General features: G+C 54.4%; 14 protein-coding genes. 11 read left to right on the top strand and 3 right to left on the bottom strand.

The genetic code is table 11. The annotated features are described in order from the left end of the window. Positions 1-176: transposase (locus HP566_RS00810; RefSeq protein ID WP_425348161.1), on the top strand; the 176-nt coding region annotated here is incomplete at its 5' end. 182 nt (positions 177-358) lie between these two features. Here HP566_RS00810 and phnE read toward each other — a convergent pair. The 3 genes from phnE to phnD all read right to left on the bottom strand — a co-directional run bounded on the left by phnE (position 359) and on the right by phnD (position 2,955). Further along, a complete protein-coding gene (phnE, locus tag HP566_RS00805) occupies positions 359-1,162 on the bottom strand; it encodes a phosphonate ABC transporter, permease protein PhnE (protein ID WP_249975344.1) in 804 nt (267 codons plus the stop codon). An 11-nt stretch (positions 1,163-1,173) separates the two neighbouring features. Beyond that, entirely contained in the window at positions 1,174-1,977 is an 804-nt protein-coding gene (locus HP566_RS00800) for a phosphonate ABC transporter ATP-binding protein (protein ID WP_249975343.1), read from the bottom strand. A gap of 99 nt (positions 1,978-2,076) precedes the next feature. Further along, complete coding sequence (gene phnD, locus HP566_RS00795) at positions 2,077-2,955, bottom strand: phosphate/phosphite/phosphonate ABC transporter substrate-binding protein (RefSeq protein WP_249975342.1); 879 nt, start codon at positions 2,953-2,955, stop codon at positions 2,077-2,079. 432 nt (positions 2,956-3,387) lie between these two features. Between phnD and HP566_RS00790 the strand changes: the two genes are divergently transcribed. The 10 genes from HP566_RS00790 (at position 3,388) to kdgD (ending at position 14,916) form a co-directional block, all read left to right on the top strand. Further along, the gene (locus tag HP566_RS00790) at positions 3,388-5,037 is read left to right on the top strand and encodes a bifunctional metallophosphatase/5'-nucleotidase (protein ID WP_249975341.1); all 1,650 of its coding nucleotides are present in this window, start codon (positions 3,388-3,390) and stop codon (positions 5,035-5,037) included. A 310-nt stretch (positions 5,038-5,347) separates the two neighbouring features. Continuing rightward, positions 5,348-6,331: a Bug family tripartite tricarboxylate transporter substrate binding protein gene (locus tag HP566_RS00785; RefSeq protein WP_249975340.1), complete on the top strand. Its 984-nt coding sequence runs from the start codon at positions 5,348-5,350 to the stop codon at positions 6,329-6,331. Between the two features lie 105 nt (positions 6,332-6,436). Then, a complete protein-coding gene (locus HP566_RS00780) occupies positions 6,437-6,883 on the top strand; it encodes a tripartite tricarboxylate transporter TctB family protein (protein WP_249975339.1) in 447 nt (148 codons plus the stop codon). Further along, positions 6,883-8,391, top strand: a complete 1,509-nt coding sequence (locus HP566_RS00775; protein ID WP_249975338.1) for a tripartite tricarboxylate transporter permease — start codon at positions 6,883-6,885, stop codon at positions 8,389-8,391. Before HP566_RS00780 ends, HP566_RS00775 begins: the two co-directional genes overlap by 1 nt. 132 nt (positions 8,392-8,523) lie before the next feature. Next, on the top strand, positions 8,524-9,855 hold the full coding sequence (locus HP566_RS00770; protein ID WP_249975337.1) for a glucarate dehydratase family protein: 1,332 nt from the start codon (positions 8,524-8,526) through the stop codon (positions 9,853-9,855). 61 nt (positions 9,856-9,916) lie between these two features. Then, positions 9,917-10,852 carry a Bug family tripartite tricarboxylate transporter substrate binding protein gene (locus HP566_RS00765; RefSeq protein ID WP_249975336.1) on the top strand — a complete coding sequence of 312 codons (936 nt, stop codon included), beginning with the start codon at positions 9,917-9,919 and terminating at the stop codon, positions 10,850-10,852. Positions 10,853-10,866: 14 nt separating this feature from the next. Continuing rightward, positions 10,867-11,385 carry a tripartite tricarboxylate transporter TctB family protein gene (locus HP566_RS00760; protein ID WP_249975335.1) on the top strand — a complete coding sequence of 173 codons (519 nt, stop codon included), beginning with the start codon at positions 10,867-10,869 and terminating at the stop codon, positions 11,383-11,385. Positions 11,386-11,397: 12 nt separating this feature from the next. Further along, complete coding sequence (locus HP566_RS00755; RefSeq protein ID WP_249975334.1) at positions 11,398-12,897, top strand: tripartite tricarboxylate transporter permease; 1,500 nt, start codon at positions 11,398-11,400, stop codon at positions 12,895-12,897. After that, positions 12,894-13,913, top strand: a complete 1,020-nt coding sequence (yiaK, locus tag HP566_RS00750; RefSeq protein ID WP_249975333.1) for a 3-dehydro-L-gulonate 2-dehydrogenase — start codon at positions 12,894-12,896, stop codon at positions 13,911-13,913. Before HP566_RS00755 ends, yiaK begins: the two co-directional genes overlap by 4 nt. A gap of 70 nt (positions 13,914-13,983) precedes the next feature. Continuing rightward, a complete protein-coding gene (gene kdgD, locus HP566_RS00745) occupies positions 13,984-14,916 on the top strand; it encodes a 5-dehydro-4-deoxyglucarate dehydratase (RefSeq protein WP_249975332.1) in 933 nt (310 codons plus the stop codon).

The following is a 14,916-nucleotide window of genomic DNA, read 5'->3' as shown; positions in this document are numbered from 1 at the left end:
TTTACAGCCATCGTATGTCTGTCGTGGAACCCGTCTTTGGCAACCTTGGCACGACGAAAAGACTGAACCGCTTCAGCCTTCGGGGTAAGAAAAAGGTGCAAGGTCAGTGGCAGCTCTACTGCTTGGTGCACAATATTGAGAAGTTAGCGAATTACGGTAACTTAGCCGCGTCCTGAAGGGCTTAGAGTGGGATAAGTTGCTTTCTAAGAGCCAAAGGCCGACTTAAACAAGCTTTAGCTGGGCGCTCAAGTGGCTAAATGCCGATATTAAGATGACTCAGCCAGATGACTGGCTGAGTAAGTAAATTAGGACGAGAGGCGGTGGAGACGACTCGAAATCGGTTTTTTCTACAGCCTCGTTACATTACCCGCTTGCGGATCTGTGATGAAAGCTGTTCAAAACCGATAACGACTACCAGGATCACTAAAATAATGGTGAGGGCGCGATCATAATTAAACAAGCGCATGGCGGCTGCCAACTCAACCCCGATACCGCCTGCGCCTACCAAGCCCAAAGTGACGGCGGAACGTAGCGCTTTTTCCACACTGTATAAGCTGGTCGCGGTCATCGATGCCAATGTTTCCGGCAAAATGGCGCCGCCAATGACCGATAGCCTACCTGCGCCTGTCGCGGCTAAAGCATCGGATGGACCAGGATGTACTTCTTCAATCCGCTCTGAGAAAAAACGTGCTGCAAATCCGATTGTATCCATGACGATGGCCAGGACGCCAGCCATGGGACCCAAGCCCACAGCAACGACGAAAATCAGTGCCCAAATCAAGTCCGGGATGGTGCGCATCGTCGCAATCATTAAACGCGTGATGCTGCGCACCCAGGGGGCAGGTGAGGTGTTGCGGGCAGCTAGCAGCGCGAAAGGCACACTTAAAATCACGCCCAATGTTACGCCTACAATAGCGATATTGAGTGTTTCAAACATGGACCACGCCAATATATCGAAATTACTTAGGTCAGGTGGGAAGGCGCGTCCTAGAAAGTGCCCAAGGTTAACGGCGCCACGTATCAATCTCTCAAGCGTTACGTTGGTCGCCATTACCCCCTGTATAAAGAGGGCTAAAAACGTTAGGCCGATACCCCATGTAAAAAGCGAGGGGCGGCGCAGGCGAGGTGGCAGCACTGTACGGTGTCGTTGTGTTGTCGGCATGGGAGTCACTGTCAATGATTGGCTGGCGTTAAGTTCAACATGTGGGGGGGCTGTGTTTGATCGACACGGGTATCGCCGTGATAAAGCTGCTGCATATCGACCAGCGAAACCTGTTGGCGTGGTGTATCTAGCACAATGGTGCCTGCCTTCATGCCAATGATGCGATCGCCATACTGTTGTGCCAGCTCTAACTGATGCAATGTGCACAGAACGGTTAAGCCGCGCTCATGGACGACTTCAAGCAATAGATCCATGATATTGCGCCCTGCCTTCGGATCGAGGCTGGCAATCGGCTCATCCGCGATAATGATTTCGGCCTCCTGCATCAGGGTCCTGGCGATGGCCACGCGTTGCTGCTGCCCACCGGACAGGTCGCGACAGTTATCCTGTGCTTTATGGGCAAGCCCGACGCGATCCAGTGCCATCATGGCGCGCTCGCGCAGCTCATTGGTGGCAAAGCAGGAGAGGGTTGTCAGTAACCCCAAACGCTGCTGACCTAACGCGCCATATAAAACGTTTTGGAAAACACTGACATTTTGCACCAAGTTGAACTGCTGAAAGACAACACCAACCTTTTGACGTAACCGTCGTAGCTGGGTGTTGGCGAGAGGTGGCAGGGGCTCTCCCAATAATTGGATCGTACCCTGGTTATGGGGTGTTAAGCCGTTTAAGCAGCGCATCAGTGTTGATTTTCCACACCCATTCGCACCCAGCAAAATCACACATTCGCCTTTAGGTATGGTGAGAGTTAAACCACGCAGCACATGAAGCTTGCCGTAATACTTGTGTACATCATTGATGACAATAGCATTCATCAGGTAACCCCCTGCAGTAAGTACAGGAAGTGAATTGAGTTAACGAACATTGTTGACGAACCTGTTTAGTGACACATCCATGTGCTGTTATGTTTTGAATTACAAAGGAATGCCAGCGGCTGCATAGGCCTGGCGAACAATGTCGTAATCTTCGTTGGTACGGCCAAAGCCAAGAGAGGAATCACGGTTTAGAAACTTACCTTCGTTGCGTTCGGTGGCAATCAAGGCGTTCCATAGCGTATCGGTATTGGCGCTTAGGGTGTCGCGTAACGCTGTTTTGCAAGCATCATCCAGCGAGCCGCGCATTACCACAGGGTCGCCTGGTAGCGTATCGCTGGTGGCAATAACGCGGTACTCGCCACTAGGATCCATTGCATTAATTTCTTCGATATCACGGTTGCCACCCCCCATGGCATCGACATCACCGTTGACCAGTGCGGCAATGCGGGCATCACCCGCCATAATGATCTCCAGATCCCGGTTTATATCCAAGCCTGCATCCACCAGCATCTGGCTGGGAAAAATATGCCCACTGGTGGAGCCAACGTCTTTAAGCGCCACGCGGCGGCCGGTTAAATCCTCAAGTGTTTCAATATCGCTGCTGGCAGGTACATAAAAACTACTGCCGTAGTGAGGCCGTTCAATGGCAAATAGAATTTCAATATCACTTTCGCGGTCAAAGAGTACAAACTCGGAGGGGCCGGCAAACACTAAATCGACATCGTTATACTGAAGGGCGGTGCCTGCAGCAGTGCGGTTGCTTAGGCTAAACATTTCAAGCGCAAGTCCGGTGGTGTTTTCAAAGGCGTCTGCAAAAGGGCCAAATGCTTCCTTTAGCGGTCCCATACCTTCGATACCTGTATCGGCCATGCGGATAGGATTAGGGCAAACATGGCTTAAATCGTCATCGGCGTAAACAGTTGAGGTGGTCAATAGCGTGGTGGTGGCTGCGGCGAACGCTAGTGCTGCTTTATGCATTGAGTTGTTCCCTTGGAGTGGCGTGTAGAGGTATGGCATGTCAGCGTTGCTAACTTGCCGCACTGGCTCCCCCAAGGGTGGCAGCCTACTATGACGCGAAGATGACGTTCCTGTCACAGGCTTATGACACGATTAAAGCAGAGGGTTGTATTACGCGGATCGTTAAAGAGGCGCTAAAGTAATATCTGTGTGCTCGCATTTTTGTAATGTGAGTGTTTATTCCGAGTCTTTTTTATTGATAGGTGCTCGACGTTTTTTGTCGCGCCTGCGTTGTTTGGCCAGTGCGTTGCCGTTGGCTAATTGCACCAGATACGCTATCTCTTCATCACTAAGAGGTGGGCGTGTTTGCTTCACCACAAGTGTCACCGTTTTGTCAGGCCTTTAGGGCACACTAACAGTGAACCATGACATCAATATGAAAGGAGCTATCACATGCATCTTCTGCGCTATGGCATGACGCTAGGGACAGCGTTGTTGGTTGTCGCCCCTGCCGCCAATGCGGATACGTTTACCCTTACGCTGTTTCATACCAACGACCTGCATGGTCGAACGGACCAGTACCCTCACCTGATGACTACACTAAACGAAGCACGTGATACCTATGGTGAAGGGCTGCTGCTGGATGCGGGAGATATTTTCTCTGGCACGCTCTACTTTAACGAGTTCCTGGGGCAGGACGCGCTCACGTTTATGAACCTGATGGGTTATGACGCCTTTGTGCCGGGTAATCACGAGTTTGACTTGGGCGACCCGGAAGAGGGGCATCAGGCGCTGGCAGCGTTTTTTGAAGGGGCGGAATTTCCTATTGTTGGCGCGAACCTGGACTTCTCCGCTGCGCCTGAGTTTGCTGAGTTGTTGGGTGAGTCACTCAGCGCAAACGCTCAGGAAGGTCATCTTTACGACGGTATTATTGTTGAGTACAGCGGCGAGCAAATTGGCATCTTTGGTTTAAGCACCCAGGATAGCGAGACGATCTCCAGCCCTGGCCAGGTTAGTATTAGCGACTATCGTCAGGCAGCCGAGGAGATGGTGGCAGGCTTTGAAGCCCAGGGAGTGAATAAAATCATTGCACTTACCCACCTGGGATATGACAGCGATCCAAGCGTTGGCAATGACCTGCTGCTTGCTCAGCACGTGGAAGGGATTGATGTGGTGATCGGTGGTCATAGCCATACCCGGGTGGTATCGCCGACATTAGTCACCGAAAACCATTCCGGTGAACCCAAAGCGCCCACGGCGGTAGGTCAGGCCGGTGAGTATGGCCAGCACTTGGGGGTTATGCAGGTTACCTTTGATGTCAACGGAGTCGTTCAGAATGTCTCCGGTGAGCTACTGGCTGCCGATGAGCGTAAGGCAGACCCCGAGGCACTAGCCATGCTGGCCCCTTATACCGAAGCCATTGAATCGCTGCGCGACCAGCAGGTGGGTGCCAGCGTTATTAGTGAACTACCGAACCCACGCCATGGTCATGGCGATGCCGTGAGTGTACGTGCCAATGAAACTGCGCTGGGTAACCTGATTGCGGATGGTCAACTGCGTGCCGCGCAACGGATTGAACCCGCTACGGTGATGGCGATACAAAACAGTGGTGGCATCCGCGAGGCACTGCCTAAGGGCGATGTTACCGTTGGGGAATTAATTGTAGTGCAGCCCTTTGGCAATCGCTTAACACTGCTTGAGGTGACCGGTGCTGAGTTATTGGAAACCTTTGAAATCGCCCTGGCCAACGCGCCTGAAGAGAATGGTGGTTTTTTGCAGGTATCGTCAGGAACTGAGCTGGTGTACGACAGTCAGCGGCCTGCTGGGGAGCGGGTGATTAGCCTTGAGGTCAATCGTGAAGGGGCGATGCAAGCCATTAATCCCGAGAACACCTACATCATTGCTACCAATAACTTTACTGCCGCAGGGGGCGACAGCCATGCTGCCCTTGGTGCTGCCTATGAGGATGGCCGCAATACCATTGTTGGCAATACGGATTGGGAAATGCTGCGTGACCATATTGTCGAGCTTGGCGAGGTTTTCTACCAGCCAGAGGGGCGGATTATTGATCAGGCGCAACATGGCCAAGCAGTAGAGGAATAGTAGGAGCGTTGGTCTTGGATGACTGAAATAACGTATAAGTGTATGTGGGTAATGTGTTGTTTCTCCTCTACATCTTGCCAGGGACGGCCTCGCACCTGAGCTGTAAGGCTTACATAGGCTGAACCATAGTCTAATGGCAAGCCGGAACCGATGTCTCTACATTTCTTATTTGTATGACGACATACATAGTACTAAGGCGATTGGCTTATTTTCCCTTTAAGGCCGGCCGTTAGGCCATAAAAAAACCTACAGCGAACAGAATATAAGCAACACTCCCATTAGCTCTATAGCCCTCTCATCGGAGATAACAATGATAAAGATGACTAATTTGCCTGCCACCTCGTCATTTATGGCCTGTGCGTTGACACTTTCACTTTCCTTGCCGGCCATGGCAGCTGACTTTCGTGGCCCCGTACGGATAGTGGTGCCCTTCGCACCGGGAGGAACGTCTGACATTCTGGCCCGCTATATTGCGCCTGAGCTTTCGGACGCCATTGGCCAACCGGTTATTGTCGAGAATAAGGCGGGCGCGGGCGGTAATATCGGCGCCGATTTCGTTGCCAAGGCAACACCGAACGGCCATACCCTCCTGCTCTCTGACCTGACCGCTCTGTTAGCCGCACCCAGTGTGTTGACCAATATTTCCTATGATATCGAGATGGATCTGGCCCCGGTGACGATGGTGTCCTATTCGCCTTATGTGATGGGCGCTTCGAACGCCCATGGTTTTGAGTCCTTTGACGCCTTTATCGACTACTCACTGGAGAACCCTCTGGGCATCTCTGTCGCCACCTCCGGTGTTGGGGCCAATAACCATATTACGACGGCTCGGCTAATGCAGGAGTTGGGGGTGGAGTGGAACGTTATCGCGTACCGGGGCGGGTCGGATGCTACCCGTGCCGTTGTATCCGGCGAGAGCGACATGTTGCTCAACGGTACTACCGCTACGCTTCCTTTTGCCTTGAATCATCAGATGACGCCGTTGGCGGTGACCGGCGAGGAGCGGTTGACCGAACTGCCGGATGTTCCCACCTTCCGTGAGTTGGGGATGCCTGGTGAATTGGATGGCACCTACCAGGGCATTCTGGTTACCGCCGGTAGCCCACCAGAGATTGTTGAGCGCCTCCATGAAGAACTAGGCCGCATCATTAATACTGAGGCAATGACGGCCAGAATTGCAGAGCAGGGAGGAATTGCGCGTGTCTCAGGCAGTCCTGAGGCGCTGGGCGAGTGGATGAGTGAACAGAAAACGGAGCTTGCCGCGTTTATTTCCGATGCGGGTATTGCTCAGTAGTGCCACTTTGCACGGCAGTTTCCCGCTCATGCGCACCATGGGCCGGAAGCTTGCAGTGCAATGTGTTGCTTCTGTGCATACCCTATTATCTGGAGAACGCTATTCATGAATTTTCTCATCAAACGTGATGTTCTGGCTGGGCTGATGTGCCTGATGGTATCGGCATTGGTGCTTTGGGAAGGCCAGAACTATACCCAGGGAACGCTACAGAGCATGGGGCCTGGCTACCTGCCAAGGGTGCTTGGGCTGGGGTTGGCCGGTTGTGGGCTGCTAATTATGCTCAGCGCATTACGTTCCAGCGAGGCGTTGCCCAAGCTTAACGTACGGGCCTTCTGCCTGGTGACGCTAGCCATCCTGGTGTTTGCCTTCACTCTAAACTGGCTAGGCCTCTTTCTAGCAACGTTCTTGCTGGTGTTCATCAGCAGCCTGAGCGAAAAAAGGCTTCGTTTTCGTGTCACCGGGTTACTGGCGCTGGCATTGTGCGGGCTCTCCTACCTGATTTTTATTGTGGGTCTTAATATGCCCATACGTCTCTTTCCCTGGAGTTTCTGATGGATCTCCTATCCAATCTGGCCTTGGGCATTGAGACGGCATTTACTCTGGAAAACCTGCTGTACTGTGCCCTGGGTGTCACCATCGGCATGTTCATTGGCGTTATTCCGGGTATCGGCCACTTGGCTGCTATCTCGATGCTGTTGCCACTCACGTTCTATGTGCCTGCCACCACCGCTATCGTGATGCTGGCCGGGATCTACTACGGCGCCCAGTACGGCGGGTCGACCGCCTCTATTCTACTTAACCTGCCGGGCACACCCGCTTCGGCCGTCGTGTGCCTGGATGGCTATCCCATGGCCCAGCAGGGGCGTGCAGGCGTTGCGTTAATGATGACCACGGTCGCCTCATTCGTGGGTAGCTTTATCACGGTGATTGTATTGGCCGCCTTTGCTCCACCACTGGCTAGCTTTGCGGTTGCCTTTAATTCGACAGATTACTTCTCAATGATGCTGTTGGGGCTGGTTGCCGCTGCCATTCTTGTGCAGGGCTCTCCTGTCAAAGGTATAGCGGCCGTCCTGCTGGGTTTGATTCTTGGGCTGGTGGGCACCGATGTCAGTACGGGCATTCAGCGCTACGCTTTCGGGCTTACCTTCCTGTACGACGGAATTAATATTGTGGCAATTGCCATGGGCATTTTTGGTGTTGCTGAGGTTATTGCCAATGTGGGTAAAGTGAAGGGGGTACAGAGTGCCCAAAAGATCACCTTCCGCTCCTTGATACCGACCCGGCAGGATGTGAAGCAGAGCATTATGCCGATGTTTCGTGGTACTGGTATTGGTACGGGAGTGGGCATTCTGCCTGGTACCGGCACGTCTATCGCATCGTTTTTGGCTTATGCAGTGGAAAAGCGGATCTCGCGGCACCCCGCAAAATTTGGCAAGGGCGCCATTGAAGGAATTACCGCACCCGAAAGCGCCAATAATGCCGCCGCGCAATCGGCTTTTATTCCCACGCTCACGCTGGGCATCCCTGGTGATGCAGTGATGGCGCTAATGCTGGGGGCGCTGCTTATCCATGGCATCACACCTGGCCCTAACGTCATCAGTGATAACCCCAGCTTATTCTGGGGGCTGGTGATCAGCTTCCTGATTGGTAACGTGCTGCTGTTGATCCTCAACATACCTCTGGTCGGCCTCTGGGTTCGATTACTAAAGGTGCCGTACCCCTTGCTCTATCCCTCCATCGTGTTGTTCATCGCTATCGGTGTCTACAGCATCAATTACTCCCATATGGATATTATGCTGGTCGCAGTCTTTGGTGTGTTGGGGTGTCTTATGCTGTTGCTCGGCTTTGAGCCGGCTCCACTACTGCTGGGATACATTCTGGGTCCGATGATCGAGGAGAATTTCCGGCGGGCATTGATGCTCAATCAAGGTGACATGATGGTCTTCGTAGAACGACCGGTGAGCGCTGCGTTTATTGCCTTGTCAGTGCTGCTATTGGCTTGGTCTGCGTACTCCATGGTGAAAGATCGGCGTACGGCTCGAATGGCTGCTGGGCAGTAACATTCAATCTGTGGCAGGACAGCAGAGGGCGTCATTATCTGCCATTCTAGACCAAAGACTAGTTCAACGATGAGAATCATTCGCTTAATCTAGTATTTGTATGATGTCTTACCAATAATAAAGGCGTTTTTCATGACTTCATCTCCTCATATCACCTCTGTTGAGATTATTCCCGTCGCAGGGCACGACAGCATGTTGCTGAATGTGGGTGGTGCTCACGCCCCTTATTTCACGCGCAACCTGATTGTGTTACGTGACAATGCAGGTAATACGGGCGTCGGCGAAGCTCCAGGCGGAGATACCATTCGTCAGTCGTTGGAGAGTGCCAGGGAGATGATCCTTGGTCAGCCTATCGCCAAGTTGAATACGCTGGTGGCGGGGTTACATCGTCGCGACCAACATGCTGATTTCGACGCCTTTGGGCGAGGCGCCTGGACGTTTGAGCTGCGCGTTAACGCAGTGGCTGCGCTGGAAGCGGCACTGCTGGACCTGATGGGTAAGTTTCTGGGTGTACCGGTATGTGATCTGTTGGGTGAAGGACGCCAGCGCCAGGATGTCGAGGTGCTGGGCTATTTGTTCTATCTGGGTGACCGCGAGCGCACCGACCTTGGTTACCGAGACGAACGCGATAGCGATGACGCCTGGTGCCGGGTGCGTAATGAGAAAGCGCTGGATACCGATGCCATTCTAGCCCTCGCCGAGGCGGCCCATGCACGTTATGGCTTCCAAGACTTCAAGCTGAAAGGCGGCGTGCTCGCGGGTGAGCAAGAGATTGAAACGGCCACTGCGCTTGCCAAGCGCTTCCCTGAGGCTCGCATTACCCTAGACCCTAATGGCGCCTGGTCATTGAACGAGGCGGTTCAATTATGCCGCGATATGCATGGCGTGTTGGCCTATGCCGAAGATCCATGCGGTCCTGAACAGGGCTTTTCCGGGCGTGAGATTTTAGCTGAATTCAAAAGGGAAACCGGCCTGCCGGTTGCCACCAATATGGTCGCTACCAACTGGCGGGAAATGACGCACGCCATGATGCTGCGTTCTGTCGACATTCCCCTGGCTGACCCGCACTTCTGGACACTATCAGGTGCCGTCCGCGTCTCCCAGCTGTGTAGCGAGTGGGGCATGACCTGGGGCTCGCACTCCAATAATCACTTCGATGTATCACTGGCCATGTTTGCGCAAGTAGGTGCTGCTGCCTTGGGTAAGCCAACAGCGCTTGATACCCACTGGATCTGGCAGGACGGTGAGACGCTGACACAGCAGCCGCATCGCATCGAAGCCGGACGAATCCACATTGACGACACGCCGGGGTTGGGGATTGAGCTCGACATGCAGCGGGTGGAAGAGGCTAACGCCCTTTACCGCCGACTGCCTTCCGGTGCCCGTGACGATGCCATGGCGATGCAGTACTTAATACCAGGCTGGCGCTTCGACCCCAAACGTCCTGCTCTACTGCGTGACTGATTAGCACGATTTACCACCCCGACGCGGGGAAGTTTTCACACTATTAATAAGGATAAACAGCATGAAAACGATATTTGTACTGGCCGCAGGCCTACTCATCAGCTCCACAAGCGCGCTGGCCAATGACTATCCAACACGCAATATCGAGATCATTGTGCCTTTCTCCGCCGGTGGCGGTAACGATGTCTTTGTACGCGCACTGCAACCCGTTCTGGAGCGAGAACTGGATACTAATCTTGTGGTGCGCAACGTGCCCGGTGGCGGCGGTGCTGTTGGCCTCACCCAGGCATCACGGCTTCCCGCGACCGGCTATAACTTAGTGGCCGTTAGCGATGGCACGCTGACACAAGTCGCCTCGGGCAACGTGGCATTCGGGGTTGATGACTTTACTTTCATTGCCAAGGTACTCCAGGAGCCTTACCTGCTGGCGGTATCTCAGGACTCCGAGTACCAGACCCTTGAGGATATGCAGGCCGCTATCGCGGAAGGTACAACGGTGCGTGTCGGCGTTTCAGGGGTCGGCTCTTCCGCCCATTTGACGGCGCTGGCGATCGCTGACGCGCTCGAAACTGAGTTCAGTACTATTCCTTTCGATGGTGGTAGCGAGACGATTTCCGCTGTCATGGGCGGGCATATTGACGCGGTGGTATTGGGTGGCGCTGAGCTGCGTTCCTCAATGTCATCCGGTCGAGTCAAAGCACTGGCAACTTCCTACCCAGAGCGCAGCGATGCCTTGCCGGATGTGCCCACTTTCCAGGAACAGGGGGTTGATTTCACCACCTCGGTCTTCCGTGGCATTGCTGCGCCGTCGGGCATCCCCGAGGAGGTCAATGACCGCCTGGTAGAAGCAATAGAGCAGGCTGTACAGGATGAGCAGTTCCTGCGCTCGGCTGGTAACCTTGGAACGGATGTTGAGACAGCGTATGGCGAAGAGCTTGAGGCCTTTATTCAGGATCTCGCTGAGCGGATGCAGCAACAAGCCGATCGCCTCAACTAAGACCGGGAGACCGCATGACTGAAACGCGTTCCATCGGTGCCACGCTATTTAACGCCGCCGTTGTCGTGGGTGCGGCTGTGGCGTTCGTGGCCTCTGGCAATCTGCCTGATATTGGTGGCCAGGGCTCTTTGCCTCCATCGTTCTTCCCGCGTGTCACCACCGCTGCCATCGCGCTACTGGCCAGTATCTGCCTGATTCGTGATGTAGCCGCCATGTATCGCGCTCAACAGCGGCCTTGTTTTCCCTCCATCACGCTTGTGGGCGTAGCGGGTCTGGCCATTTTCGCTGTGATGATGGGGTATGCGCTGCTATTCGAGCGACTGGGCTACATTCTCAGCACGGCGCTGTTTGTAGTGACGAGTGTCGCAGTGCTGAGTCTGCTGGCGCGCCGCAGCGGTCAAGAGAAGGGAGCATGGAGCCTTCGCCGTGGCGTTGGCTTAGTGGTGCTGGCGTTGGCGTTTGCTATCACGATTTTCTATCTCTTCCTGGTGGGGTTCAGTATTACCTTGCCAGGCCTTCCGCTAGCCGATTGATAAGGATCAATGATGTTTGAGAATTATCTTAATGGCTTCGCCATGATGGCCGACTGGGGTGTTTTACTGGCGATTGCCAGTGGCACTCTGCTGGGCATTGTCGTGGGTGTCCTGCCGGGCCTGACCTCTGCCATGGCGGTTGCTTTACTGCTGCCATTGACCTTTGGTATGCCACCAGTAATGGGGGTTGGCATGCTGCTGGGCGTATTGTGTGGCGCTTGCGCCGGTGGAGCGATCCCAGCGGTACTGCTTAATATACCCGGCTCACCCGCGTCGGTTGCCACGTCATTGGATGGTTTTCCCATGGCGCGAAAGGGGGAGGCAGGGCGCGCGCTTGGGTTAGCAATTGTTTCCTCTTTTATTGGGGGAATGGTCAGTGTTGCATTTTTAAGCCTGCTCGCCCCGCCCATCGCTGAGTTTGCGTTACGTTTTGGCCCCGCAGAGTACTTCTCGCTAAGTATCTTCGGGCTGGTCATTATTGCGTCGGTGGCCTCTGGCTCAATACTGAAAGGGTTAGTGGCGGGCCTGCTGGGCCTGTTTGCTGCCACCGTGGGTATGGACCCAATTACCGGCGTACCCCGGTTCACCTTTAATGAGTTATCGCTGCTCACCGGTATCAACCTATTGCCTGCTTTGATCGGTCTGTTTGCGGTCTCGCAACTGATTAAAGATGCCATGGAGTATGTTCAGGGCCAGCAAGCCGCCCAAGTGGCAAGTAATGCCGAGCAATCCATGTCGCGCGCCACACCCCGTTGGCGAGAAGTGTTCAGTAACCCAAGGGCGCTGCTGGCTGGCGTAGGTGTCGGGTCGATCGTGGGGCCTATTCCTGGCGCGGGTGCCAGCATTGCCAGTCTCGTTTCTTATGATCAGGCAAAACGGCTTTCGCGGACGCCAGAGCGTTTTGGCACCGGCCATCCGGAGGGAATTATCGCCACAGAGAGTTCCAATAACTCGATGATCGGTGGTGCACTGATTCCTACCCTTGCGCTTGGGGTGCCGGGGGAAGCTGCTACAGCTGTGCTGCTGGGTGGACTGCTTATCCAGGGTATCGCACCGGGACCTGCACTGTTTAATGATCCCAGTGGCATGATTTACGGCATTTTCATTGCCTACCTGCTGGCGAATATTTTTATGCTGCTGATTATGTGGTTCGGTATTCGCCTGTTCGTACGCGTTCTGCATGTGCCTCGCAAGCTGTTACTGGCACTGATTACCACGTTTTGTTTTCTGGGCGTTTACGGTGTGGCCGGTGATGTCTTCGACATCTGGCTGATGCTTGGCTTTGGTTTCCTGGGCTTTTTCCTCAACCGCTATGGCTTTGGCACGGCACCACTGATTCTTGGCCTGATTCTCGGCCCAATTGCCGAGGCAAACCTGCGTCGTGGCCTGGTAACGTTTGGCGGTGATTGGACACCCTTTGTGACGCGCCCCATCAGTGTGGTTTTTCTCGGGCTGGCGCTTTTTCTACTGCTGCTCACATTGTGGCAAAACCATAAGAGGACAACAGCATGATCCGGGTTGATTACGCCCACCTGCTTGAGACGCTCTATTTGGCGCTGCATAGAGCAGGTTTGAGCGAAGAGGCAGCTCAACGCTGTGCAGCTATCCATGCAGATAGCACGAGGGATGGTATTCAGTCCCATGGCATCGGCCGCATCCCCCGGTTTATCGACTATGTGGCACGGGGATGGGTCGATATCACTGCTGAGCCTAGCGTGGTGCAACGCCTTGGCGCTATCGAGGTGCTGGATGGTCAGCGAGGCATCGGCGTGCTTAATGCCATGCATGCAACGGAACGTGCCATGACGTTGGCCCGGGAGTCAGGGGTAGGTATCGTCGCGATGCGTAACACGACCCACTGGATGCGGGGAGGCAGCTACGGCTGGAAAGCGGCAGAGCAGGGATTCGCCGCCATGATGTGGACAAATACCGAGTCCTGCATGCCTGCCTGGGGGGCAACCAGCCAGGGGATTGGCAACAACCCTTTAGTGATGGCTGTGCCGCGTGAAAAAGGGCCGTTGGTGCTGGATATGGCCATGTCGCAGTTCTCGTATGGGCGATTGAAGAGCGCGCGCCTTAAAGGCGAACAGTTACCCGTAGACGGTGGTTTTGATGCGAACGGTGAGTTATCACGTGACCCAGGCGCTATTGAGGCCACGCGGCGCTTGTTGCCCACGGGCTACTGGAAAGGGTCGGGGCTTGCCATTCTATTGGATGCGCTTGCTGCCATGCTGTCGCAAGGGCGCCCCTCCTTTGAAATTGATCAGGTCAAGCAGGGGAGCGGGACAGGATGTTGCCAGGTGTTCATCCTGTTCGACCCTGCTCAGTTAGGCGGTAAGGCGGCCTGTGGCGCGATGAGTGATGGTATTGCCGAGCATTTGGCGGCCACGACACCCATTGATGAGCGCCAAACGGTACGTTATCCAGGGGAGTCAACATTGGCCCGCCGTCGAGCTTCACATGAGCGTGGTGTGGAAGTCGACAGTGCTCTCTGGGACGAAGTCTGTGAGTTGGCCGGTGTAAGTTGATGTTATTTTGTATGACATATCATAACGAGGTGCTGTTTGAGCCCGTTACTACAGGTACAGGAGCAGAAAAATGAATTTTACCCACCAACAACTTAGTGCTGCGCTTAACGACGGCTTGTTGTCGTTTCCGGTAACCGACTTCGATACGCAGGGGGACTTTGACCAGTCCAATTATCAGGCCCGGCTGGAGTGGCTGAAGCAGTACGACGTTTCTGCCTTGTTTGTCGCTGGGGGCACCGGAGAATTCTTCTCACTGACCAATGATGAACTATCGGCGGTGACCAAGACGGCCGCACAGGTGTGTGGTGGCGAGGTGCCTATTCTTTCCAGTGCGGGTAAGAGCGTTCGGGAGGCGATTGAGCATGCCCGCATTGGCGAGGAAAACGGCGTTGATGGCCTGCTGCTAATGCCTCCCTACCTGACCGAGTGTCCTGAGGATGGGCTGATCGAGTACGTGGCCGCCGTGTGCGATAGCACCTCGTTGGGGATCGTTCTCTATAACCGCGCCAATGGCCAGTTAAACGCACAGGCCGTAAAGGCACTGGCACAACGCTGCCCCAACCTCATCGGTTTTAAGGATGGCGTGGGCAACATGCAGGCACTTAACAGCATTATCAAAACCGTGGGCGACAGATTGGTGTATATCGGTGGCGTGCCCACCGCTGAAATCATCGCTGAAGCGTATCTCTCCATCGGTGTAAACACTTACTCCTCTGCCGTATTCAATTTTGTGCCGGAAGCTGCCCTGGCCTTTTATCGTGCGCTACGGGCGGGTGACAAAGCCGCCGTGGATACGATGGTGCGGGATTTCTACGTCCCGCTGGTGGCCTTGCGTGACCGCAAGAAGGGCTATGCCGTCAGCTTGATTAAAGCGGGTGCCGCTCTGATCGACAAGCCTGCTGGCGCGGCGCGTGCTCCCCTGGTGATGCCCACTGAGGAGCATACTCAACAGCTAAAAGAACTGATTGATATCTTCAATCAGCGCGCCGGTATCCGCACCTGA

The sequence above is a fragment of the Vreelandella olivaria genome (assembly GCF_023507745.1).
GTDB lineage: Bacteria > Pseudomonadota > Gammaproteobacteria > Pseudomonadales > Halomonadaceae > Vreelandella > Vreelandella olivaria_A.
This window is presented reverse-complemented; position numbering and strand designations above follow the sequence as displayed.